21 protein-coding genes and 1 pseudogene are annotated in these 22,177 nt (G+C 53.6%); 19 read left to right on the plus strand and 3 right to left on the minus strand.

All coding sequences use genetic code 11. The annotated features are described in order from the left end of the window. Positions 1–106: 106 nt before the first annotated feature. The 15 genes and pseudogenes from pspA to SK51_RS14695 all read left to right on the plus strand — a co-directional run bounded on the left by pspA (position 107) and on the right by SK51_RS14695 (position 14,526). Complete coding sequence (gene pspA / locus SK51_RS14625; RefSeq protein ID WP_022648305.1) at positions 107–775, plus strand: phage shock protein PspA; 669 nt, start codon at positions 107–109, stop codon at positions 773–775. A 49-nt stretch (positions 776–824) separates the two neighbouring features. Beyond that, positions 825–1,049, plus strand: coding sequence for an envelope stress response membrane protein PspB (gene pspB, locus SK51_RS14630; protein WP_022648304.1), 225 nt, complete (start codon positions 825–827; stop codon positions 1,047–1,049). Next, positions 1,049–1,408: an envelope stress response membrane protein PspC gene (pspC, locus tag SK51_RS14635; protein ID WP_006810819.1), complete on the plus strand. Its 360-nt coding sequence runs from the start codon at positions 1,049–1,051 to the stop codon at positions 1,406–1,408. The genes pspB and pspC overlap by 1 nt, the downstream gene beginning before the upstream one ends. A 12-nt stretch (positions 1,409–1,420) precedes the next feature. After that, positions 1,421–1,645, plus strand: a complete 225-nt coding sequence (gene pspD, locus SK51_RS14640; protein WP_006810818.1) for a phage shock protein PspD — start codon at positions 1,421–1,423, stop codon at positions 1,643–1,645. Between the two features lie 184 nt (positions 1,646–1,829). Continuing rightward, positions 1,830–3,527, plus strand: coding sequence for a sugar phosphorylase (locus tag SK51_RS14645; RefSeq protein WP_023306380.1), 1,698 nt, complete (start codon positions 1,830–1,832; stop codon positions 3,525–3,527). Positions 3,528–3,540: 13 nt separating this feature from the next. Then, entirely contained in the window at positions 3,541–4,833 is a 1,293-nt protein-coding gene (locus SK51_RS14650) for an ABC transporter substrate-binding protein (protein WP_032676209.1), read from the plus strand. Positions 4,834–4,854: 21 nt separating this feature from the next. Next, positions 4,855–5,736 carry a carbohydrate ABC transporter permease gene (locus SK51_RS14655; protein WP_022648300.1) on the plus strand — a complete coding sequence of 294 codons (882 nt, stop codon included), beginning with the start codon at positions 4,855–4,857 and terminating at the stop codon, positions 5,734–5,736. Continuing rightward, complete coding sequence (locus SK51_RS14660) at positions 5,723–6,565, plus strand: carbohydrate ABC transporter permease (protein ID WP_003856865.1); 843 nt, start codon at positions 5,723–5,725, stop codon at positions 6,563–6,565. Before SK51_RS14655 ends, SK51_RS14660 begins: the two co-directional genes overlap by 14 nt. A 28-nt stretch (positions 6,566–6,593) precedes the next feature. Further along, positions 6,594–7,646: a D-guloside 3-dehydrogenase gene (locus SK51_RS14665; protein ID WP_015570403.1), complete on the plus strand. Its 1,053-nt coding sequence runs from the start codon at positions 6,594–6,596 to the stop codon at positions 7,644–7,646. Between the two features lie 17 nt (positions 7,647–7,663). Further along, a pseudogene (locus SK51_RS14670) lies at positions 7,664–8,451 on the plus strand (sugar phosphate isomerase/epimerase family protein). Positions 8,452–8,462: 11 nt separating this feature from the next. Then, positions 8,463–9,521: a D-glucoside 3-dehydrogenase gene (locus SK51_RS14675; protein ID WP_100248989.1), complete on the plus strand. Its 1,059-nt coding sequence runs from the start codon at positions 8,463–8,465 to the stop codon at positions 9,519–9,521. After that, positions 9,515–11,794 carry a glycoside hydrolase family 65 protein gene (locus SK51_RS14680; protein WP_023306375.1) on the plus strand — a complete coding sequence of 760 codons (2,280 nt, stop codon included), beginning with the start codon at positions 9,515–9,517 and terminating at the stop codon, positions 11,792–11,794. Before SK51_RS14675 ends, SK51_RS14680 begins: the two co-directional genes overlap by 7 nt. Then, positions 11,784–12,449, plus strand: a complete 666-nt coding sequence (gene pgmB / locus SK51_RS14685) for a beta-phosphoglucomutase (RefSeq protein WP_022648295.1) — start codon at positions 11,784–11,786, stop codon at positions 12,447–12,449. The genes SK51_RS14680 and pgmB overlap by 11 nt, the downstream gene beginning before the upstream one ends. A 13-nt stretch (positions 12,450–12,462) precedes the next feature. Beyond that, complete coding sequence (locus SK51_RS14690) at positions 12,463–13,545, plus strand: ABC transporter ATP-binding protein (RefSeq protein ID WP_022648294.1); 1,083 nt, start codon at positions 12,463–12,465, stop codon at positions 13,543–13,545. A gap of 66 nt (positions 13,546–13,611) precedes the next feature. Continuing rightward, on the plus strand, positions 13,612–14,526 hold the full coding sequence (locus tag SK51_RS14695) for an OmpG family monomeric porin (protein WP_023306374.1): 915 nt from the start codon (positions 13,612–13,614) through the stop codon (positions 14,524–14,526). A gap of 33 nt (positions 14,527–14,559) precedes the next feature. On the opposite strand, the gene SK51_RS14700 is transcribed toward SK51_RS14695, so the two are convergent. Further along, complete coding sequence (locus tag SK51_RS14700) at positions 14,560–15,570, minus strand: LacI family DNA-binding transcriptional regulator (RefSeq protein WP_022648292.1); 1,011 nt, start codon at positions 15,568–15,570, stop codon at positions 14,560–14,562. Positions 15,571–15,725: 155 nt separating this feature from the next. On the opposite strand from SK51_RS14700, the gene SK51_RS14705 reads away from it, so the two are divergent. The 3 genes from SK51_RS14705 (at position 15,726) to tyrR (ending at position 19,825) form a co-directional block, all read left to right on the plus strand. Next, positions 15,726–17,123: a YcjX family GTP-binding protein gene (locus SK51_RS14705; protein ID WP_022648291.1), complete on the plus strand. Its 1,398-nt coding sequence runs from the start codon at positions 15,726–15,728 to the stop codon at positions 17,121–17,123. Further along, positions 17,120–18,172 (plus strand): YcjF family protein, encoded by a 1,053-nt coding sequence (locus SK51_RS14710; protein ID WP_023306373.1) that lies wholly within the window; start codon positions 17,120–17,122, stop codon positions 18,170–18,172. Before SK51_RS14705 ends, SK51_RS14710 begins: the two co-directional genes overlap by 4 nt. Positions 18,173–18,283: 111 nt before the next feature. Next, complete coding sequence (gene tyrR / locus SK51_RS14715) at positions 18,284–19,825, plus strand: transcriptional regulator TyrR (RefSeq protein WP_023306372.1); 1,542 nt, start codon at positions 18,284–18,286, stop codon at positions 19,823–19,825. Positions 19,826–19,859: 34 nt separating this feature from the next. Here the strand turns inward: tyrR and tpx are convergent, their stop codons facing one another. Beyond that, positions 19,860–20,366, minus strand: coding sequence for a thiol peroxidase (tpx, locus tag SK51_RS14720; RefSeq protein WP_003856889.1), 507 nt, complete (start codon positions 20,364–20,366; stop codon positions 19,860–19,862). A gap of 106 nt (positions 20,367–20,472) precedes the next feature. Here tpx and ycjG point away from each other — a divergent pair, with 106 nt between their 5' ends. Beyond that, positions 20,473–21,438: an L-Ala-D/L-Glu epimerase gene (gene ycjG / locus SK51_RS14725; RefSeq protein ID WP_023306371.1), complete on the plus strand. Its 966-nt coding sequence runs from the start codon at positions 20,473–20,475 to the stop codon at positions 21,436–21,438. On the opposite strand, the gene mpaA is transcribed toward ycjG, so the two are convergent. Beyond that, on the minus strand, positions 21,429–22,142 hold the full coding sequence (gene mpaA, locus SK51_RS14730; protein WP_022648287.1) for a murein tripeptide amidase MpaA: 714 nt from the start codon (positions 22,140–22,142) through the stop codon (positions 21,429–21,431). The two genes, ycjG and mpaA, sit on opposite strands and share 10 nt — an antisense overlap. Between the last annotated feature and the right edge of the window lie 35 nt (positions 22,143–22,177).

Genomic DNA, 22,177 nt, shown 5'->3' on the forward strand with positions numbered 1-22,177 from the left:
ATATCAATCACACCCAGTAAAATCAATAAGATAAAAAGTTGGCATGGGATTTGTATTAACTACTCAGCAGGGCATCGCCCGATAACAGAACTATGAGGATTGAATTATGGGTATTTTTTCTCGTTTTGCCGACATCGTGAACGCCAACATCAACTCGCTGCTGGAGAAAGCAGAAGATCCGCAGAAGCTGGTGCGCCTGATGATTCAGGAGATGGAAGACACACTGGTTGAAGTACGCTCCACCTCCGCCCGCGCGCTGGCAGAGAAGAAGCAGTTAACGCGTCGTATCGAGCAGGCGACTGCCCAGCTTAACGAGTGGCAGGAAAAAGCTGAACTGGCGCTGCGCAAAGATAAAGAAGATCTGGCCCGCGCTGCGCTGATTGAGAAGCAGAAGCTGACCGACATGGTGGCCACGCTGGAACATGAAGTGACGCTGGTGGATGATACTCTGACGCGTATGAAGAAAGAGATTGGTGAGCTTGAAAATAAACTCAGCGAAACCCGTGCACGTCAACAGGCGCTGGCGCTGCGCCACCAGGCTGCAAGTTCGTCCCGCGACGTGCGTCGCCAGCTGGACAGCGGCAAACTGGATGAAGCGATGGCGCGTTTCGAATCGTTCGAACGTCGTATCGACCACATGGAAGCGGAAGCCGAAAGCCACAGCATCGGTAAGCAGAAAACCCTGGATCAGCAGTTTGCTGACCTGAAAGCCGATGATGAAATTAGCGAGCAGCTGGCGGCGCTGAAAGCCAAAATGAAGCAAGACCACCAATAATAAATCCTGCGGCACCTGAGCGTGCCGCATCGCATGACAAGGAGTACACATGAGCGCGCTTTTTCTGGCAATACCCCTGACAATTTTCGTGCTGTTTGTTCTGCCCATCTGGTTATGGCTGCACTACAGCAACCGCTCTTCTCGCGGGGAGCTGTCGCAAAGCGAGCAACAGCGGCTGGCGCAGCTCTCTTCTGAGGCAAACAAAATGCGCGAACGTATTCAGGCGCTGGAAGCCATCCTGGATGCGGAACACCCGAACTGGAGGGAGCGTTAATGGCTGGACTAAATCTGAATAAAAAACTGTGGCGCATCCCGCAGCAGGGCATGGTTCGGGGCGTTTGCGCCGGGCTGGCACACTATCTGGATGTCCCGGTAAAACTGGTACGTGTGGTCACCGTATTGTCGATTTTCTTTGGCCTGGCCTTTATTACACTGGTGGCTTACATCATTCTGTCGTTTGTACTTGATCCGATGCCGGAGGGGGAGCTGGATGCGGAAAACACGCCAACCAGCAGCGATCTTCTTAACGCGGTGGATGAACAGCTGAGCGCAGGGGAGAAGCGATTGCGCGAGATGGAACGTTATGTCACCTCCGATACCTTTACGCTGAGAAGTCGTTTCCGTCAGCTTTAAGAGAGAACTTACATGAAACAAAACTGGCAACAGGCCGGTCAGAAGGTAAAACCCGGCCTGAAAATCGCAGGTAAACTGGTTCTGATGACGGCGTTACGTTATGGTCCGGCTGGTGTGGCGGGCTGGGCGATCAAGTCTGTTGCCCGTAAGCCGGTCAGAATGTTGCTGGCGGTCGCCCTGGAGCCGCTGTTACAAAAACTGGCAAAACGCGTTTCACGTCGCTACTTTTCACGCTAATCCCGCTCATATAAGCCCTTTCTCGCGCTGAGAGAGGGCATGAATTCCCCCTCTGCTTTTTCTCTTTCTTTGCGGCAGCTCACATTACTGCGTTGCGCTGCTTTGAGAATGCCTTTTTCAGCCCCCAGGTCCGTTGACAGATATTTTTCATGGGAGTAGATTGCCACTCCGTGGGACCGCTACCATGGAAAATAATGTGAACGCAAAAATTAAATACCTTATCAATCATATTTACGGTGAATCATTTTCAGATGCACACCTTGACGTGTTATTAACTAAGCTTCAACAGGCGGCGGTTAATATTACGGAGAAGCGTAAGTCAGGCTGGGATGAAAAAGATGTTGTTCTGATTACCTATGCCGATCAGATCTCCGCGAAAGGGGAGAAAGCATTGCCGGTATTTACCCGGTTCTATAATGAGTGGCTTTCTCGTACTTTTTCTCATGTCCATCTTTTACCTTTCTATCCTTGGTCATCAGATGATGGTTTTTCCGTTATTGATTATCATACCGTTGCACCTGAAACGGGAAACTGGCGCGATGTCGCGGAATTAAAACAGTCAGCCAGCTTAATGTTTGATTTCGTTTGCAATCATATGTCAGCGAAAAGCGAATGGTTTGCGAATTATCTGGCGCAGAAGCCTGGTTATGAAGATTTCTTTATTTCTGTCGACCCGGAAACCGATTTATCCGCGGTGACGCGCCCACGCGCTTTACCGCTGTTGACGCCGTTTACGCTTAATGATGGCAGCGTTCGTCATTTATGGACTACATTCAGCGATGACCAGATCGATCTCAATTTCGCCTCGCCGCAGGTGCTGATTGCAATGGTTGACGTTCTGCTCCATTACCTCATGGAAGGGGCGCGTTATATTCGTCTGGATGCGGTCGGGTTTATGTGGAAAATCCCGGGAACAACCTGCATCCATCTGGAACAAACCCATTGCCTTATCCAGCTGTTCCGCGCCATTACGGACGCCGTGGCACCTGGAACGGTGATCATTACTGAGACAAATGTTCCGCACAAAGACAACATCTCTTACTTCGGTGATGGTGAAAACGAAGCCCAGATGGTCTATCAGTTTTCCTTACCTCCGCTGGTGCTGCATGCCGTTCATCGTCAGGATGTGAAAGCACTTTGCCAATGGGCGGGGTCGCTGGCACTGCCTTCTTCACACACTACATGGTTTAATTTCCTGGCCTCGCATGATGGTATCGGTTTGAATCCGCTGCGCGGCATTCTTCCGGAATCAGAGATCCTCTCGTTGGTCGAAAATCTTCAGCAGGAAGGCGCGCTGGTCAACTGGAAAAATAATCCTGACGGAACGCGAAGCCCTTATGAAATTAATGTCACCTATCTTGATGCGTTAAGTTTACAAGACAGTTCAGATGAGGAACGTATTGCACGGTTCCTCCTCGCGCATGCTGTGTTGTTAAGTTTCCCAGGCGTCCCGGCTGTTTATATTCAGAGCATTCTTGGTTCGCGGAACGATTATGAAGGCGTCGAACGCCTCGGATATAACCGCGCGATTAACCGGAAAAAATACACGGCGGGGCAGCTTGGTAGCGAACTGAATAATAAGAAGAGTATTCGTTATCAAATTTATTCTCGTTTGAGTGAGTTTATCGCTATTCGTCGCGGCGAGAGGGCGTTCCATCCGGATAGTCAGGCTGCTTTCGACGCAGTGGGTAAACAAATTCTTAAAATTATTCGTGTTGCTGAAAATGGCGAGCGAATTACAGCATTATTTAATTTTAGCAATAAAATGCAGACCGTTTATGAACAAACGCTTTCTGGTAAGGAGTTATTATCAGGACAGGATATTAGCGGTACGGAGCTGATCCTCAATCCATGGCAGGTAATGTGGATTAAAGAAAACTAAAAAGGACCCTAAAATGAAAATGCCAAAAATTGTGCTGTTATCAGCACTGGTTTCGTGCGCCCTGTTATCAGGCTGTAAGGACGATAAAGCATCTCAGGTCACCATTGAGTTTATGCACTCGTCGGTAGAACAGGAGCGTCAGGCCGTTATCACGAAATTGATTGAAAAATTCGAACAAGAGAACCCGACTATAACGGTGAAACAGGTACCCGTTGAGGAAGATGCCTATAACACCAAGGTTATTACTCTGGCACGTACCGGTGCGCTACCGGAGGTGATAGAGATCAGTCATGACTACGCCAAAGTCATGGATAAAGAGCAGTTGCTGGATCGTGACGCCATCGGCCGCGCCGTCAAGGCGGTGGGCGAGGAGACATTTTACGACGGTATTTTACGCGTGGTTCGCACGGAAGATGGCAACGCATGGACGGGGGTGCCGGTTAGCGCCTGGCTGTCCGGCGTCTGGTATCACAAAGATGCGCTCGCGGCAGCGGGGATCGAGGAACCGCACAACTGGGAACAACTGCTGAAAGCCAGTCAGGCGCTCAACGATCCGGCGAAAAAACATTACGGCATCGCGCTTCCAACCGCAGAAAGCGTCATGACGGAGCAGGCTTTCTCGCAGTTTGCTTTGTCTGGAGGGGCTAACGTCTTTGATGCAAACGGCAGCGTGAAAATCGATACCCCTGAGATGTCGAAAGCGCTGGAGTTTTATAGGGCACTGGCCGCGAACACCATGCCGGGCTCGAATGATGTCATGGAGATCAAAGACGCCTTCATGAACGGTTCTGCGCCTATGGCCGTTTACTCTACCTATATCCTGCCCGCGGTCTTCAAAGATGGCAATCCGGCCAACCTGGGGTTCGTTGTCCCGACGGAAAAATCATCAGCCGTGTACGGCATGATCACTTCTTTGACGATCACTACCGGCCAGACCGAAGAGGAAACGCAGGCCGCCGAGAAATTTGTCACCTGGATGGAGCAGGCTCAGAACGCCTCTGATTGGGTCATGATGTCTCCGGGCGCCGCGCTACCGGTCAATAAACTCGTGGTGGGCACTGATTCCTGGAAAAACAACGACGTTATCAAGGCCTTTGGTCAACTGCCTTACGAGCTGATTGCGCAGTTCCCGAACGTCCAGGTGTTTGGTGCCGTGGGCGACAAGAACTTTACCCGCATGGGAGATGTTACCGGGTCCGGCATTATCAGTTCCATGGTGCATAACGTGACGGTGGGACAAAAAGATCTCAATGCGACGTTAAGCAACAGCCAGAAGAAACTGACTGACCTGATATCACAACGATAGGAGCGCTTTGCGAAGGGAATTATGAAGACGTTGTTTTCTGGTCGTTCAGATATGCCTTTCGCCATGCTGCTGTTGGCCCCCAGCCTGATTTTGCTGGGGGGCCTGGTGGCCTGGCCAATGATTTCTAACATTGAAATCAGTTTTTTACGTTTACCGCTGAATCCGCGTATTGATGCGGTGTTCGTCGGTCTGGATAACTACATTCGCATCCTGGGCGATGCTGCGTTCTGGCACTCCCTGTGGATGACGTTCTGGTATACGGCGCTGGTGGTGATCGGCAGCACCGGACTGGGGCTGGCCGTAGCGATCTTCTTTAACCGTGAATTCCGCATGCGGAAAACGGCACGTTCACTGGTGATACTGTCCTATGTGACGCCGTCTATTTCACTGGTATTTGCCTGGAAATACATGTTCAACAACGGCTACGGAATTGTGAACTATCTTGGCGTTGATCTGCTGCATCTCTACGATCAGGCGCCGCTGTGGTTCGATAACCCTGGCAGCAGTTTTGTCCTGGTCGTGCTGTTCGCCATCTGGCGTTACTTCCCATACGCCTTTATCTCGTTCCTCGCGATTCTACAGACCATTGATAAATCCTTGTACGAAGCGGCAGAGATGGACGGGGCGAATGCCTGGCAGCGTTTTCGTATCGTGACGTTGCCCGCCATCATGCCGGTGCTGGCCACGGTGGTCACGCTGCGCACCATCTGGATGTTCTACATGTTTGCGGATGTTTATCTGCTCACCACCAAGGTCGACATTCTGGGCGTATATCTCTACAAAACCGCCTTTGCGTTCAATGACCTGGGTAAAGCAGCCGCCATTTCCGTTGTGCTGTTTGTGATCATCTTCGCTGTCATTCTGCTGACCAGAAAAAGGGTAAACCTCAATGGCAACAAATAAACGCGTTCTGGGCCGTATCGGTTTTTATCTGGGACTGGCGGTATTCCTGATTATCACGCTGTTTCCGTTTTTTGTGATGCTGATGACATCGTTCAAAAGCGCGAAAGAGGCGATCTCACTGCACCCGACTATCCTGCCGCAGGAGTGGACGTTACAGCACTACATCGACATCTTTAACCCGCTGATTTTCCCGTTTGTGGATTATTTCCGTAACAGCATGGTGGTGTCGCTGACCTCCTCGGTCATTGCGGTGTTTCTCGGTACGCTGGGCGCTTATGCGTTATCCAAACTGCGCTTTAAAGGGCGCACGACGATCAATGCGAGCTTCTACACCGTCTATATGTTCTCCGGGATCCTGCTGGTAGTGCCGCTGTTCAAAATCATCACCGCGCTCGGCATTTATGACACCGAGCTGGCGCTGATCATCACCATGGTGACGCAGACGTTGCCGACTGCGGTCTTTATGCTGCGCAGCTATTTCGACACTATCCCGGATGAGATAGAAGAAGCCGCGATGATGGACGGCCTGAACCGCCTGCAAATCATCTTCCGCATCACCGTGCCGCTGGCGATCTCGGGTCTGGTGTCAGTCTTCGTTTACTGCTTCATGGTGGCGTGGAATGACTACCTGTTCGCCTCCATTTTCCTGTCCAGCGCCAGCAACTTCACGTTGCCGGTGGGGCTGAACACGCTCTTCAGTACGCCAGATTACATCTGGGGTCGCATGATGGCGGCATCGCTGGTGACCGCACTGCCCGTTGTCATTATGTATGCCCTGTCTGAACGTTTTATTAAAAGTGGTTTGACCGCCGGCGGCGTAAAGGGCTGAGGCGGCCGATTTTAACAAGGAGTGAGTCATGAAAAAATTAGTTGCGACAGCGCCTCGTGTAGCGGCGCTGGTGGAATACGAAGATCGTCCTGTTGCAGCACATGAAGTGAAGATTCGTGCCCGTTATGGCGCCCCGAAACACGGCACCGAAGTTGTGGATTTCCGCGCGGCAAGCCCGTTCATTGATGAAGAGTTTAACGCCGAGTGGCAGATGTTTACCCCACGTGAAGAGGGGGCAGCCCGCGGCATCGAATTTGGTAAATTCCAGCTGGGAAACATGATCGTCGGCGACATCATCGAATGTGGTGCGGACGTAACGGAATACCAGATCGGCGACAGCGTTTGCTGCTACGGCCCATTGCAGGAAACGGTCATCGTCAACGCGGTGAACAACTATAAGCTGCGCAAAATGCCGCAGGGCGCATCCTGGAAAAACGCCGTTTGTTACGATCCGGCTCAGTTCGCCATGAGCGGCGTGCGTGATGCTAACGTCCGCGTAGGGGATTTCGTTGTAGTTGTCGGGCTGGGCGCTATTGGCCAGATTGCGATTCAGCTGGCGAAAAAAGCTGGCGCGTCAGTGGTTATTGGTGTCGATCCTATTGAACATCGCTGTGAGATCGCCCGCCGTCACGGTGCAGACCACTGCCTGAACCCAATCGGTACCGATGTCGGTCTTGAAATTAAGAAACTGACCGGCAAGCAGGGCGCGGATGTGATCATCGAAACCAGCGGCTTTGCAGATGCGCTGCAATCTGCGCTGCGCGGACTCGCCTACGGCGGCACGATCTCTTACGTGGCTTTCGCCAAACCTTTTGCGGCAGGCTTCAACCTGGGCCGCGAAGCACACTTCAACAACGCGAAGATTGTCTTCTCCCGCGCATGCAGTGAACCCAACCCGGATTATCCACGCTGGAGTCGCAAGCGTATTGAAGAGACCTGTTGGGAATTGCTGATGAACGGTTATCTCAATTGTGAAGATCTGATCGACCCGGTCGTCACCTTTACCACCAGCCCGGAAAGCTACATGAAGTATGTCGATCAGCACCCGGAACTCAGTATCAAAATGGGCGTTACTTTTTAAGCTAAGGACAGCAAATCATGAAAATTGCAACACAAAACCAGGCCTTTTTCCCGACCGCTATCATGGAAAATTCAAATATATCAGAGCGATGGGATTTGATGGCTATGAAATTGATGGCCGACTGCTGGTTGAACATCTCGACGAAGTGAAAGCCGCTATCAAAGCCACCGGTCTGCCGGTCACGACGGCGTGTGGCGGATACGATGGCTGGATCGGGGATTTCATCGAAGAACGCCGCCTGAACGGTCTCCAGCAGATTGAACGCATTCTGGAAGCGCTGGCAGAAGTTGGCGGAAAGGGGATTATCGTTCCGGCTGCCTGGGGGATGTTTACCTTCCGTCTGCCGCCAATGACTTCGCCACGTAGCCTGGATGGCGATCGCAAAGCGGTCAGCGCTTCCCTGCGCTGGCTGGATGAGGTAGCAGCGCGCACCGGTACTACCGTCTACCTGGAGCCGCTGAACCGCTATCAGGATCATATGATCAACACCCTGGCCGACGCGCGTCGTTATATCGAAGAGAACGGCCTGAAGCACGTGCAGATCATCGGTGATTTCTACCACATGAACATTGAAGAAGACTCACTGACGGAAGCGCTGCATCACAACCGCGACCTGCTGGGTCATGTGCACATTGCTGATAACCACCGCTATCAGCCGGGCAGCGGCAGCCTCGATTTCGCCAGCCTGTTCGGTCAGCTGCGTGCTGATAACTATCAGGGTTATGTGGTGTACGAGTGCCGGGTTCGTGCCGACGATCCGGCTCAAGCCTATCAGGACTCACTCAATTACCTGCGTGAATGCTAAGGATGACGAGCGTGATGAGTGCTTCTACACCTTTGCCTCTGCGCGTCGCCATCATTGGCGCCGGGCAGGTTGCAGACAAAGTGCATGCCTCGTATTACGCCACGCGCAGTGATGTTCAAATGGTGGCTGTCATGGACAGCCGCCTTGAGCAGGCACAGGCGTTCGCGGAGCGTTTTGCCATTCCAACGGCATGGCAGGACGCTCACGAGATGTTGCAGAAAGTAAAACCGGATGTGGTGAGCGTCTGTTCGCCTAACCGGTTCCATTTTGAACATGTGATGGCGGCTCTCGAAGCGGGTTGCCATGTGATGTGTGAAAAGCCGCCGGCAATGACGCCGGAACAGGCCGACCAGATGCGCATCGCGGCGCGCAAAGCAGGAAAAGTCCTTGCGTATGATTTTCATCATCGCTTTGCCCTGGACACCCAGCTCCTGCGCGATGCGGTAATGAACGGCACACTCGGTGAAATTTACTTCACTTCCGCGCAGGCGCTGCGTCGCTGCGGTGTGCCGGGGTGGGGCGTTTTCACCAATAAATCGCTCCAGGGCGGTGGACCGCTTATTGATATTGGCATTCATATGCTGGATGCCGCCATGTACGTCCTGGGTTTCCCGGCGGTGAAGCGGGTGACCGCGCACAGCTTCCAGAAGCTCGGAAACCAGAAACACAGCGGCCAGTTTGGCGAGTGGGATCCCACGCAGTTTACCGTTGAAGATGCCCTGTTTGGCACGATCGAATTCTGCAACGGCGGCGTTCTGCGTCTGGATACCTCCTTTGCGCTTAACATCCGCGAGCAGTCCGTCATGAACGTTTCCTTCTGCGGTGAGAAAGCGGGCGCAACGCTGTTCCCGGCGCATATCTATAACGACGAAGCCGGAGTTTTGGAAACCCTTGCCCAGCGTGAAGAGGCGGACGATCGGCGCCATCTGCGCAGCATGGATGCCTTCGTACGGCATGTCCTGGGTGAGCCCGGGATGATCGCTGACGCAGAGCAGGGACTGGTTATTCAACAGCTTGTAGCCGCGCTTTATGAATCCGCAGAAACAGGGGAAAGCGTGACATTATGCTGAACGTATCTGTATTAACCGATCCGGGATTTTGTCCTCACAGCCTGAATAAATATGCCTCAGTCATGACCTGCGGTAATGGCTACATGGGCATTCGCGCTGCGCATGAAGAAGATTACACCCTGCAAACCAGGGGCATGTATCTTGCCGGCCTTTATCATCGCGCGGGTCGCAACGAGACCACTGAACTGGTCAACCTGCCGGATATCACCGGTATTGATGTTGAGCTGGACGGCGTCAATTTCACCCTCCTTTCAGGGGAAATACTTGAGTGGCAGCGCGAGCTGGCCTTTGCAAACGGCGAACTGCATCGCAACGTTGTCTGGCGTTCACCCAACGGCAAACGCTATCGGCTGGAGAGTCGCCGATTTGTGTCGCTGGACCAGCTGCCTTTAGTGGCTATGCAGCTTGCAATCACCCCCCTTGATGCCCCCGCGCAGGCCGTGCTGAAAACCGGCATAGATGCGACACAAACGAACAGCGGCAGACAGCATCTGGATGAAATCTCGGTCAGGATCTTTGACCAGCACTACATGCAGGGCGTGTATGAAACGCAGGACCGTGCATCTGAGGTTGTGGTTTCGGCGTATTGCCAGCTCTCGACGAAAAGCGACAGCTGTTTCACCGCCAAAAACCGCCGTCTCAGCGTGCATCATTCGCTGACGATTGTTCGGGGTGACACTGTCACGCTTGAGAAGATCGTCTGGGTGGCTCATCGTAGCGAGAAAGCGCTGTCACAGGAGTCATTCGCGCGCAACGCGCTGGCCGATCTTAAAGTCTGCGCGGCAAGAGGTTATGAGGCGTTGCTTGAAAGCTCAGCGTATGCCTGGAAAGATGTCTGGCGCGACGCACGTGTGGAAGTGACTTCCACAGAGCAACAGGATCAGCAGGCGCTGGATTACGCCGTCTGGCATCTGACGACAATGACGCCTGCTCATGATGAGCGAAGCAGTATTGCGGCGAAAGGGCTGACGGGTGAGGGGTACAAGGGGCACGTCTTCTGGGATACCGAAATTTTCCTGCTGCCGTTCCATCTGTTTACCCGCCCGCAGATTGCCCGCAGCCTGCTACGCTATCGTTGGCTTAATCTGGCAGGCGCACGGGAAAAAGCGCGCCGTAACGGTTGGCCGGGTGCATTGTTCCCGTGGGAAAGTGCGGCCAGCGGACAGGAAGAGACGCCAGAATTCGCGGCCATTAACATCCGCACCGGGGTTCGCCAGAAGGTGGCTTCCGCACTCGCTGAACATCACATCGTGGCTGATATCGCCTGGGCCGTGGTCGCTTACTGGCAGGCAACACACGACGATGCCTTTATGCGGAATGAGGGGCTGACGCTACTGATGGAAACCGCTTCGTTCTGGATGGGACGCGCGACGGAAATCAATGGTCGTCTTGAGATCCATGACGTGATCGGACCGGATGAATACACCGAGCATGTCAACAACAACGCCTACACCAACTATCTGGCCTGGCACAACGTTGCCTGCGCGCGTCAGTTTATGGCGATGTTTGGCCGTGAAGATGCGCGTTTTACGGAGAATGCCGGGAAGTTCCTGGCGCGCCTGTGGCTGCCAGAGGCCGACGCTGACGGTGTGATCCCGCAGGATGATACCTTCATGGCAAAACCTGCCATCGATCTGAGCCGCTATAAAGCCAAAGCGGGTAAGCAAACCATTCTGCTTGATTACTCTCGCGCGGAAGTGAACGAGATGCAGATCCTGAAGCAGGCCGATGTGGTGATGCTTAACTACCTGCTGCCGGAACGGTTTACGCCGCAGCAATGTGCCGCCAATCTGGCGTTCTACGAGCCACGTACGATTCATGATTCATCCCTGAGTAAAGCGATTCACGGCATTGTGCTCGCACGCTGCGGTGACACCGAGGGGGCGTATGCCTTCTGGCGTGACGGTATCGCCATCGACCTGGGGGACGACCCACACAGCAGTGATGACGGTATTCATGCCGCTGCCACCGGTGCGATCTGGTTGGGCGCTATTCAGGGGTTTGCTGGCCTGCACATTAGCGAAGGGGAGCTGCATCTTGCACCGAAACTGCCTGTTCACTGGCAGAAACTCGCCTTCCCGCTGCGGTGGCGGGACGCAACAATGCACATTACCTGTGAAAATGACCAGTTAACCATTGAGACTACCGCACCTGTCACGTTGACGCTGTGGGGTAAAACGCTGCACGTATCAGGGCGAAAAGTCTGCGCGCATAAGGACTTTCTTGCACCTGTTAATGGGACCGCTACCACGGAGGGGCGCCATGACGCTTAACGCTGTTGTATTCGATCTGGACGGGGTGATCACCGATACCGCGCATCTTCACTTTCTGGCCTGGCGCGCCGTGGCGGAGGAGATTGGTATTACCTTCGATGAAGTATTTAACGAACAGCTGAAGGGAATAAGCCGTATGGACTCCCTCCAGCGCATTCTGAAACATGGCGGGAAAGAGGGGATGTTCAGTGACGAGCAGCGCCTGGCGCTGGCAACGAAAAAAAACGCGCTTTACGTCCAGTCGCTGGCATCACTGACGCAGGATTCGCTGCTCCCGGGTATTCGCGACGTGCTGGCGGATATTCGCGCCGCGAAGGTCAAAATTGGGCTGGCATCCGTATCGCTTAATGCCCCTGGGATTTTGCACGCGTTGGGTATTCATCAGGCTTTCGATTTTTGCGCCGATGCTTCGCGCATTTGCCGCTCAAAGCCGGACCCGGAGATCTTCCTTGCAGCCTGTAAAGGACTGAACGTGCGTCCTGAAGAGGCCATTGGTATCGAAGATGCCGCCGCAGGGGTAGATGCGATCAACGCCGCAGGAATGCTGTCGGTCGGGATTGGGCCTGGCCTGAACCATGCGGGATTACAACTTCATTCAACGCAGGAACTGACCTGGGAACGCCTGACGGCGTTCTGGGCATCCCGGGCGTATTGATAAGGAATTAATAATGGCTCAACTGTCTCTGAAACACATTCAGAAAATCTATGATAACCAGGTCCACGTGGTTAAGGATTTCAATCTCGAGATTGAAGATAAAGAATTTATCGTCTTCGTCGGTCCATCGGGCTGTGGGAAATCCACGACGCTGCGAATGATTGCCGGCCTTGAGGAGATCAGCGCAGGTGAACTGATTATTGACGGGGTTTGCATGAATGATGTTCCCGCCAAGTCCCGTGATATCGCAATGGTCTTCCAGAACTATGCGCTCTATCCGCATATGACGGTCTACGACAACATGGCGTTTGGTCTGAAGATGCAAAAAATAGCACCTTCCATCATCGAAGAACGTGTTAGCTGGGCGGCCCAGATCCTGGGTTTACGCGACTATCTCCAGCGTAAACCTGGCGCATTGTCAGGTGGTCAGCGTCAGCGCGTGGCGTTAGGCAGGGCGATAGTGCGTGAAGCAGGGGTCTTCCTGATGGATGAACCGCTGTCAAACCTCGATGCCAAGCTTCGTGTACAGATGCGCGCTGAAATCAGCAAGCTGCACCAGAAGCTCAACACCACCATGATTTACGTGACGCACGATCAGACGGAAGCCATGACGATGGCGACCCGTATTGTGATTTTAAAAGACGGCATCATTCAGCAGGTGGGCGCGCCGAAGCAGGTTTACAACGAGCCGGCGAATATGTTCGTTGCAGGCTTTATTGGTTCACCTGCGATGAACTTCATTCGTGGCGCGATCGACGATAGATATTTCGTGACGGAAACGCTGCGTCTGGAGATCCCGGAGGAGAAGCTGGCCGTACTGAATGCGCAAGGTTACCAGCGCAAAGCGGTCGTCTTTGGGATCCGTCCGGAAGACATTCTCACGCTACAGCGCAGCGGTGAAAACATCGCGGCGAAGATCAGCGTCGCTGAGCTGACTGGGGCAGAATTTATGCTTTATGCCAACGTGGGCGGGCATGAACTGGTTGTCCGTGCGGGAGCGGCGGATGATTACGTTGCAGGAGATAATATCGGCATCCAGTTCGATATGAGTAAGTGCCATTTCTTCGATGCTGATACTGAAGCAGCTATTAGATAAGAAAGGTATTCGCCGGAAATGAAAGTTTCCGGTTTTTTTGTATGTTAATTATAAAGGAATATTTTAATGAGTACTCTACTAAGAAGTGCTGCGCTCGTTCTGTGCGCAGGGGTAAGCTGCGCGCAAGCAACAGAGTCAACCAAACAGTGGGAATTTAATATTGGTGCCATGTATGAAATTGAAAACGTCGAAGGTCAGGGCGACGATAAAGATGGATTATATGAACCTTCCGTGTGGTTTAACGCCACGTATGATGCGTGGACAATTTCACTGGCGATGTATCAGGAAGGCCCGGTTGATTACAGCAGCATGACGCGCGGCACCTATTTCGATCGTCCTGAATTTGAATTACGGTATCGCTTCATTGGCACAGAGGATTTTACGCTGGGTCTTACGGGCGGATTCCGTAATTATGGATATCATTTTAAAGATGAGCACGGTGCGAAAGACGGTAGTGCTAATATGCAGCGCTATAAAATTCAGCCTGACTGGGATGTGAAATTAACAGATGACTGGCGTTTTGGCGGTTGGTTTGCCATGTACCAGTTTGCGAATGACCTGGGAAAAACCGGTTATTCTGACAGCCGCGTCGAAACGGAAACCGGATTTACCTGGACAATAAACGAAACCGTCTCTGCAAAAGTTAACTACTATTTAGAGCGTGGCTTCAATATGGACAGTTCACGTAATAACGGTGAATTCTCCACCCAGGAAATTCGTGCCTACCTGCCTGTTTCATTAGGCCAGACAACGCTTACACCTTACACCCGTCTGGGGCTCGATCGCTGGTCAAACTGGGACTGGCAGAACGATCCAACTCGTGAAGGGCATAACTTCAATCGACTGGGTCTGCTCTATGCTTATGACTTTGCGAATGGCCTTTCAATGACGCTCGAGTATGCCTACGAATGGGAAAATCATGACGAAGGCGAGAGCGACCGCTTCCACTATGCGGGTGTCGGCGTCAATTACGCGTTCTGATGACGTTATACCAGGGGCGTTTGCCCCTGGTTTTTAGCGTAACGAAGCTGCATCTGAAAAATGTGTTTCAACCAATACCTTATGCGGCGCAGGTTTATCCGCAATGCACCTGAACAACAAATCGCAGCTCTCTTCGCCCAGCTTTTTCGTGGGGATATCAAAGCCGCCTGGTGCAGGGGTTAAAATGAGAGATAGCATCGGGTCGCTGTATCCTGCCATTGCGACCTGTTCCGGGATCGCCAGATTTAGCGCATCCGCAGCACGATAAAGACTCAGCAATTTCATGCTGTCAGTCGCAAAAACCGCATCGGGCGGGTTGTCTGAGGAGAGTAGTTGGCAGGCCGCCTGAAGCGCGCTTTCATGGGTATAGCCGCCATCGATAACCCAGGTCGGGTTAATTTCGATGCCGTGTTTCTCAAGGCTGAATTTATAACCCGCCAGGCGATCGATAGAGACGTGATAATCGAGCGGGGCATGCAGGCAGGCAATTTTGGTGCGGCCATGCGTGATAAACGAGTCTGTTAATATGGCGCTGTCGCGGAAATTATCCGTGTCGACAGAATAGATATTCTGGTAATTTCCTTCCACTTTACCAATGACGACCACAGGCACACCGTATTCATCCAGCGTCGAGAAAAACGACTCGTTCGCCGGCGAGCTTAGCATGATGATGCCTTTGATCATCTTCTGCTTTATTTTACCCACGCATTTTTGCAGATCATCTTCACTGCTTTTGGACGTTTGTAAAATAACATCAAAACCTTCTTCTTCTGCTTTTGCCGTTATGGCATGCAGTACATCTGAGAAAAAGGGATTTCCTGCAGTGGTCTTGGTTGAGCGGGTCGAAATAACCATAATGGCGTCGAAGCCAGAAGAGGTGAGTGCGCGGGCAAGTTTATTAGGTTGGTAATTTAACTCATCTATCGCCTTCAACACCTTTTCACGCGCTTCAGGAGAAATATTCGTTTGTTTATTCAGAACGCGTGACACGGTTGATTTCGAAACGCCAGCAACGCGGGCAATATCATAGATGGTGGGTGACATACACCTTACTCACTCCAGACGGACAGCAATTGCGTCCATCTTACTGGAGAGAAAACGGCAATAGCAATAATTAAGAATTAATAATCAACGATCTGCCCCAATTTACTGTATTCTGAAGTGACTTTGTTCAGGGTTCCAGACAATGAAGGACGGCGATGAAGCGACTTAAAAACGAATTCAATTCTCTGGTGAACCGTGGCGTTGATCGCCATCTGCGTCTTGCCGTTACCGGGCTGAGCCGCAGCGGTAAGACGGCATTCATTACGGCGATGGTCAATCAGCTGTTGAACCTGCATGCTGGGGCGCGCCTGCCACTGCTTAGCGCGGTGCGCGAGGAGCGATTGTTAGGCGTAAAACGCGTACCGCAACGTGATTTTGGCATCCCCCGTTTCACCTATGATGAAGGTCTGGCACAGTTATACGGGGAGCCTCCCGCCTGGCCCACCCCGACGCGTGGCGTGAGCGAAATTCGCCTTGCGCTTCGTTTTCGCTCGAATGAATCCCTGATGCGTCACTTTAAAGAAACGTCCACGCTGTATCTCGAAATTGTGGATTATCCGGGAGAATGGCTGCTCGATTTACCGATGCTGGCGCAGGATTACCTGAGCTGGTCCCGGCAGATGACCGGTCTGTTGCAGGGGCAGCGGGCAGAGTGGTCGACCAAATGGCGCCAGCTTTGCGAAGGGCTGGATCCGCTGGCACCGGCGGATGAAAACCGTCTGGCTGTCATAGCCCAGGCCTGGACGGATTACCTGCATCAGTGCAAGCAGGAAGGGCTGCATTTTATTCAGCCTGGCCGTTTTGTTCTGCCGGGAGATCTAGCCGGTGCTCCCGCGCTACAGTTTTTCCCGTGGCCGGACGTTGACCGCATCGGCGAATCGAAGCTGGCACAGGCAGACAAGACCACCAACGCCGGTATGCTCCGCGAGCGATACAATTATTACTGTGAGAAGGTGGTTAAGGGTTTTTATAAAAATCATTTTTTACGCTTTGACCGCCAGATCGTGCTGGTGGACTGCCTGCAACCCCTCAACAGCGGGCCGCAGGCGTTCAATGATATGCGGCTGGCGCTGACGCAGCTGATGCAAAGTTTTCATTATGGCCAGCGTACGCTGTTTCGCCGTTTATTCTCGCCGGTCATCGACAAGCTGCTGTTTGCCGCCACAAAAGCTGATCATGTGACGGTCGATCAGCACGCCAACATGGTATCCCTGCTGCAACAGCTGGTGCAGGATGCCTGGCAGAACGCGGCGTTCGAAGGGATTAGTATGGATTGTCTGGGTCTGGCGTCCGTACAGGCAACACAGAGTGGGTTGATTGACGTGAATGGCGAGAAAATTCCGGCCCTGCGGGGCAACCGACTCAGCGACGGTGAGCCGCTCACGGTCTATCCGGGCGAAGTTCCCCCACGTCTGCCGGGCCAGGCTTTCTGGCAAAGCCAGGGTTTTCAGTTCGAAGACTTCCGTCCGCAGAGCATGAACGTTGACCAGCCATTGCCGCATATCCGTCTGGATGCCGCGCTGGAGTTTTTAATTGGAGATAAATTACGATGACGGAACCGTTAAAGCCCCGCATTGATTTTACCGGCCAGCTTGAGCAGTCCCCGCATGAGGCGTTTAAAACAGCGCAAACCTTCAGCGGTCCGCAGGCCGACAACTTTGCTCCCGTGCTGGCAGAGGAGCCGTTGGTTGAAGAGGGGCAGGCGGAAGCGGTCGTTGATGCGGCACTGCGCCCGAAACGCAGCCTGTGGCGTAAGATGGTGACCGCCGGGTTAGCCCTTTTTGGTGTGAGCGTAATTGGTCAGGGCGTGCAGTGGGGCGTCAATGCCTGGCAAACCCAGGACTGGGTAGCGCTGGGGGGATGCGCCGCCGGGGCGTTGATCGTTGGTGCGGGCGTCGGCTCGGTCGTGACTGAGTGGCGTCGCCTCTGGCGTCTGCGTCAGCGTGCGCACGAACGCGATGAAGCGCGGGATCTGCTGCACAGCCACGGCACCGGAAAAGGGCGTGCTTTTTGTGAAAAGCTTGCGGCTCAGGCCGGGATAGATCACTCTCACCCGGCGCTTCAGCGCTGGTATGCGGCGATCCACGAAACCCAGAATGACCAGGAAGTGGTCACGCTCTATGCGCACATTGTTCAGCCGGTACTGGATGCGCAGGCTCGTCGTGAGATCAGCCGCTCGGCGGCGGAATCCACCCTGATGATTGCCGTCAGTCCGCTGGCGATGGTGGACATGGCCTTTATCGCCTGGCGCAACCTGCGCCTGATCAACCGCATCGCCAGACTGTATGGCATTGAGCTTGGCTATTACAGCCGACTGCGCCTGTTCAAACTGGTGTTGCTGAATATCGCCTTCGCCGGGGCAAGCGAACTGGTGCGGGAGGTCGGGATGGACTGGATGTCGCAGGATCTTGCGGCGCGTCTCTCTGCCCGGGCGGCGCAGGGGATTGGTGCCGGTCTGCTGACGGCACGCTTAGGAATCAAAGCGATGGAGGTTTGTCGTCCACTCCCCTGGATCGATGGCGATAAGCCGCGGCTGGGGGATTTCCGTCGCGAATTGATTGGTCAGCTTAAAGAGACGCTCAATAAAAAACCTGCTCAGTGAGGTTTCGTTTACTAATCGTGCGGGCTGTCAATATTTGTTGACAGCCACCTTCCCGAATACCGTGATCTGACATATCATTTTACTGTTATTGGCTTAAACGGTGAATTTCCCATGCGTCTGGAAGTCTTTTGTGAGGACCGTCTCGGTCTGACCCGCGAGTTACTCGATCTTCTTGTTTTACGTAGCATTGATTTACGTGGCATAGAGATCGACCCTGTCGGGCGAATTTACCTCAATTTTGCCGAAATTGAATTTAATACCTTCAGTAGCCTGATGGCCGAAATCCGCCGTATCGCTGGCGTTACGGATGTACGCACCATCCCCTGGATGCCATCCGAGCGGGAACACCTTGCGCTGAGCGCACTGCTGGAAGCAATGCCGGAGCCGTTTCTCTCTCTCGATCTGAAAAACAAAGTCGAGCGCGTTAACCAGGCCAGTTGCCAGCTGTTTGCGCAGACTCAGGAAAAGCTTATCGGTCATTACGCCACGCAATTTATCCCAGGTTTTAATTTCCAGCGCTGGCTGGACAGCAACCCGCAAAATACCCATAGCGAGCACGTCGTCATCAATGGACAGAATTTCCTGATGGAGATCACGCCGGTCTACCTGAAAGGGGAAAATGCCGCGCGGGTGCTCACCGGCGCGGTAATCATGCTGCGCTCCACGGTGCGCATGGGACGCCAGTTACAGAACCTTTCCAGCCAGGACGTCGGCGCATTCAGCCAGATTATTGCGGTGAGCCCGAAGATGCGTCACGTGCTCGACCAGGCGCGCAAGCTGGCAAATCTTACGGCACCGCTGCTGATTACCGGGGATACCGGTACGGGGAAAGATCTGCTGGCGCATGCTGTGCATATGGCCAGCCCGCGTGCGGCAAAACCGTATCTGGCGCTGAACTGCGCGTCTATTCCTGAAGATGCGGTGGAAAGTGAACTGTTCGGGCATGCGCCGGAAGGCAAAAAAGGCTTCTTTGAACAGGCGAATGGCGGCTCGGTGTTGCTGGACGAGATTGGTGAAATGTCGCCACGCATGCAGGCGAAACTGCTGCGTTTCCTCAATGACGGCACGTTCCGCCGCGTGGGGGAAGATCATGAAGTGCACGTGGATGTACGCGTCATCTGCGCCACCCAGAAAAACCTGGTGGAGCTGGTGCAGAAAGGAGTATTCCGCGAAGATCTCTACTATCGTCTCAACGTTCTGACGCTCAATATTCCGCCGCTGCGCGATTGCCCGCAGGACATCATGCCGTTGACGGAACTGTTCGTCGCCCGTTTTGCCGACGAGCAGGGCGTGCCGCGTCCGAAGCTCTCTGCCGACCTGGGTACCGTGCTGACGCGTTACGGCTGGCCGGGCAATATTCGTCAGCTAAAAAATGCGGTCTATCGCGCATTAACTCAGCTTGAAGGGTATGAACTGCGTCATCAGGATATTCTGTTGCCGGATTACGATGCCGGGACGGTCTCGGTAGGCGAAGAGGCAATGGAAGGCTCGCTGGATGACATCACCAGTCGTTTCGAGCGTTCGGTGTTAACGCAGCTTTATCGCAGCTATCCGAGCACGCGCAAGCTGGCTAAACGTCTTGGGGTGTCACATACCGCGATTGCGAATAAGCTGCGCGAGTATGGGTTAAATCAGAAGAAGGGTGACGAATAAATAAAAAAGCCTCTTTGCAGAGGCTTTTTTACGTTTAGGCTTTAAGCGCCTCAAGTGCAGCGGTGTAATCCGGTTCGGTAGTGATTTCGTTAACCAGCTCACTGAAAACAACGTTGTCGTTTTCGTCGATCACCAGCACCGCACGAGCAGCCAGACCTTTCAGCGCGCCTTCGGAAATGGCAACACCGTATTTTTCCAGGAAATCCGGGCTGCGCAGAGTGGAAAGGGTGATGACGTTGCTCAGGCCTTCAGCGCCGCAGAAGCGGGACTGGGCAAACGGCAGGTCAGCAGAAATGCACAGCACCACGGTGTTGTCCATTTCGGTCGCCAGCTGGTTGAATTTACGCACTGATGCAGCACAAACGCCAGTATCGATGCTTGGGAAAATGTTCAGGACTTTACGTTTGCCAGCAAACTGGCTCAGCGTGACGTCAGACAGATCTTTAGCCACCAGAGTAAAAGGCTGTGCTTTGCTGCCAGACTGTGGGATGGAACCTGCAACAGCAACCGGGTTGCCCTGGAAATGAACGAGTTGTGACATAGATATCTTCCTGTTTACAAATAGTTAACGTCGTGGCTAGTGTATGTCATCCACAGTTAGCACGGCAAACCAATTTTCTGCCTTTCCGGCCTGCAAGGAGTCAGTGATGAGAAGCGTTAAGGTCTATGAAGAAGCCTGGCCATTGCACACCCCGTTTGTGATCTCGCGCGGTAGCCGTAATGAGGCCTGCGTGGTCGTGGTTGAATGTGAAGAGGACGGCGTAAAAGGCGTCGGGGAATGTACCCCTTATCCTCGCTACGGAGAAAGCCTGGCGTCAGTCATTGCGCAAATTATGACGGTGGTGCCCGAGTTGCAGGCGGGCCTGACGCGTGAGGCTCTTCAGCAGAGGTTGCCGGCCGGAGCGGCACGTAACGCGATTGACTGCGCACTCTGGAGTCTGGAAGCGGCGAAACAACAAAAACCGCTACCTTCGCTGCTGGACGTTACGCTGCCGCAATCGATCGTCACCGCGCAAACGGTGGTCATCGGTGAACCAGAGCAAATGGCGGCCAGCGCCCAGGCGCTATATGCAACCGGTGCAACCTTATTAAAGGTGAAGCTCGACGATCGTCTGATTAGCGAACGCATGGTCGCCATTCGTGCGGCGGTACCTGATGCCACCCTTATCGTCGATGCGAACGAATCATGGCACAGCGAAGGGCTGGCAGCCCGTTGTCAGCTGCTTGCCGATCTGGGCGTTGCCATGCTGGAGCAGCCTCTCCCGGCAGAAGACGATGCCGCGCTGGCGAATTTTATTCATCCGCTTCCCGTCTGTGCAGACGAAAGCTGTCATACCCGTGAGAACCTGTCAGCCCTCAAGGGCCGCTACGAGATGGTGAACATCAAGCTGGATAAAACGGGTGGGTTAACCGAGGCCCTGGCACTGGCACAAGATGCCCAGGCGCAAGGCTTTTCCCTGATGCTGGGCTGTATGTTGTGCACGTCCAGAGCGATCGGTGCTGCACTCCCGCTGGTGAACAGCGTGCGTTTTGCCGATCTGGATGGCCCAACCTGGCTGGCGGTTGACGTTTCACCCGCCCTGAGTTTTACCTCCGGCGTACTTCATCTTTGAGGCTGCCAGCGCAGAAGATCTGTCATCGCTCTGAGGTATTTTTCACTCGCTTCATCCGAGGAAATAGGCGGAAACTCTGCGGTGATACAGTGAAGACTGAGGTCCGCGCACCAGCTGCCAAACGACCCGGGCGTTTCATACCCGACGCTGGTTACCAGAGGTAGAGCAAACGCATCCGCCAGCCACTGCCCGAGCGCTGTATGACGAGGATCTTCAATACAGGCGAGGGGATCGTGGAAAGAGACAACCCAGGCCGGGTGGATCTTATGAATAAGCTGACACAGCGCCTGGGTTTCGGGCTCGGAACCCGGTTTTTCTCCCGTAAGCAGGACCACATCTCGTTCCTGCGCCGAACTGTTCCAGCGATACACCGTTTCACCGGCACGCCAGTTTGCTGCCGGAAAGTTCCTGTTAAGGTCAACGCCTCGTGCATTCGCCCGTAATCCAAGCTGGCATCCGTCCGGGTTGACGGTCAAAATCACATGATGTCGTCGTAAATCGGGGGCCAGCGTACGTAGCGCGCACGAAAGCGTCACGATGGACGAGTTTTCATCGCCATGTGTGCCCGCAATGATTAAGCCGCTAGTGCGATCGGGCTCGGGAGCCGGAAACCAGATCAGTGGAGCGCCTAAAAATGAGCGGCCATAATGTTCAGTCCCGGGCGGGAAGGCGCCGCGTTCCGTTCTTGGTCGGGTGGTTGCCATAATAAACCCTGATGATGAAGTCGCTTCTGGCAGTG

This window comes from Enterobacter sp. MGH85, from assembly GCF_001037655.1.
Classification (GTDB): domain Bacteria; phylum Pseudomonadota; class Gammaproteobacteria; order Enterobacterales; family Enterobacteriaceae; genus Enterobacter; species Enterobacter intestinihominis.

Bases quoted from the DNA above. Each gene is read 5' to 3' on its own strand.
- pspD (WP_006810818.1), top strand. From the start codon at position 1,421: ATGAAACAAAACTGGCAACAGGCCGGTCAGAAGGTAAAACCCGGCCTG.
- SK51_RS14655 (WP_022648300.1), top strand. From the start codon at position 4,855: ATGAAGACGTTGTTTTCTGGTCGTTCAGATATGCCTTTCGCCATGCTG.
- pspB (WP_022648304.1), top strand. From the start codon at position 825: ATGAGCGCGCTTTTTCTGGCAATACCCCTGACAATTTTCGTGCTGTTT.
- SK51_RS14700 (WP_022648292.1), bottom strand. From the start codon at position 15,570: ATGTCACCCACCATCTATGATATTGCCCGCGTTGCTGGCGTTTCGAAA.
- pspC (WP_006810819.1), top strand. From the start codon at position 1,049: ATGGCTGGACTAAATCTGAATAAAAAACTGTGGCGCATCCCGCAGCAG.
- mpaA (WP_022648287.1), bottom strand. From the start codon at position 22,142: ATGGCAACCACCCGACCAAGAACGGAACGCGGCGCCTTCCCGCCCGGG.
- SK51_RS14690 (WP_022648294.1), top strand. From the start codon at position 12,463: ATGGCTCAACTGTCTCTGAAACACATTCAGAAAATCTATGATAACCAG.
- SK51_RS14650 (WP_032676209.1), top strand. From the start codon at position 3,541: ATGAAAATGCCAAAAATTGTGCTGTTATCAGCACTGGTTTCGTGCGCC.
- SK51_RS14645 (WP_023306380.1), top strand. From the start codon at position 1,830: ATGGAAAATAATGTGAACGCAAAAATTAAATACCTTATCAATCATATT.
- SK51_RS14695 (WP_023306374.1), top strand. From the start codon at position 13,612: ATGAGTACTCTACTAAGAAGTGCTGCGCTCGTTCTGTGCGCAGGGGTA.
- pgmB (WP_022648295.1), top strand. From the start codon at position 11,784: ATGACGCTTAACGCTGTTGTATTCGATCTGGACGGGGTGATCACCGAT.
- tpx (WP_003856889.1), bottom strand. From the start codon at position 20,366: ATGTCACAACTCGTTCATTTCCAGGGCAACCCGGTTGCTGTTGCAGGT.
- tyrR (WP_023306372.1), top strand. From the start codon at position 18,284: ATGCGTCTGGAAGTCTTTTGTGAGGACCGTCTCGGTCTGACCCGCGAG.
- SK51_RS14680 (WP_023306375.1), top strand. From the start codon at position 9,515: ATGCTGAACGTATCTGTATTAACCGATCCGGGATTTTGTCCTCACAGC.
- ycjG (WP_023306371.1), top strand. From the start codon at position 20,473: ATGAGAAGCGTTAAGGTCTATGAAGAAGCCTGGCCATTGCACACCCCG.
- SK51_RS14705 (WP_022648291.1), top strand. From the start codon at position 15,726: ATGAAGCGACTTAAAAACGAATTCAATTCTCTGGTGAACCGTGGCGTT.
- pspA (WP_022648305.1), top strand. From the start codon at position 107: ATGGGTATTTTTTCTCGTTTTGCCGACATCGTGAACGCCAACATCAAC.
- SK51_RS14660 (WP_003856865.1), top strand. From the start codon at position 5,723: ATGGCAACAAATAAACGCGTTCTGGGCCGTATCGGTTTTTATCTGGGA.
- SK51_RS14710 (WP_023306373.1), top strand. From the start codon at position 17,120: ATGACGGAACCGTTAAAGCCCCGCATTGATTTTACCGGCCAGCTTGAG.
- SK51_RS14665 (WP_015570403.1), top strand. From the start codon at position 6,594: ATGAAAAAATTAGTTGCGACAGCGCCTCGTGTAGCGGCGCTGGTGGAA.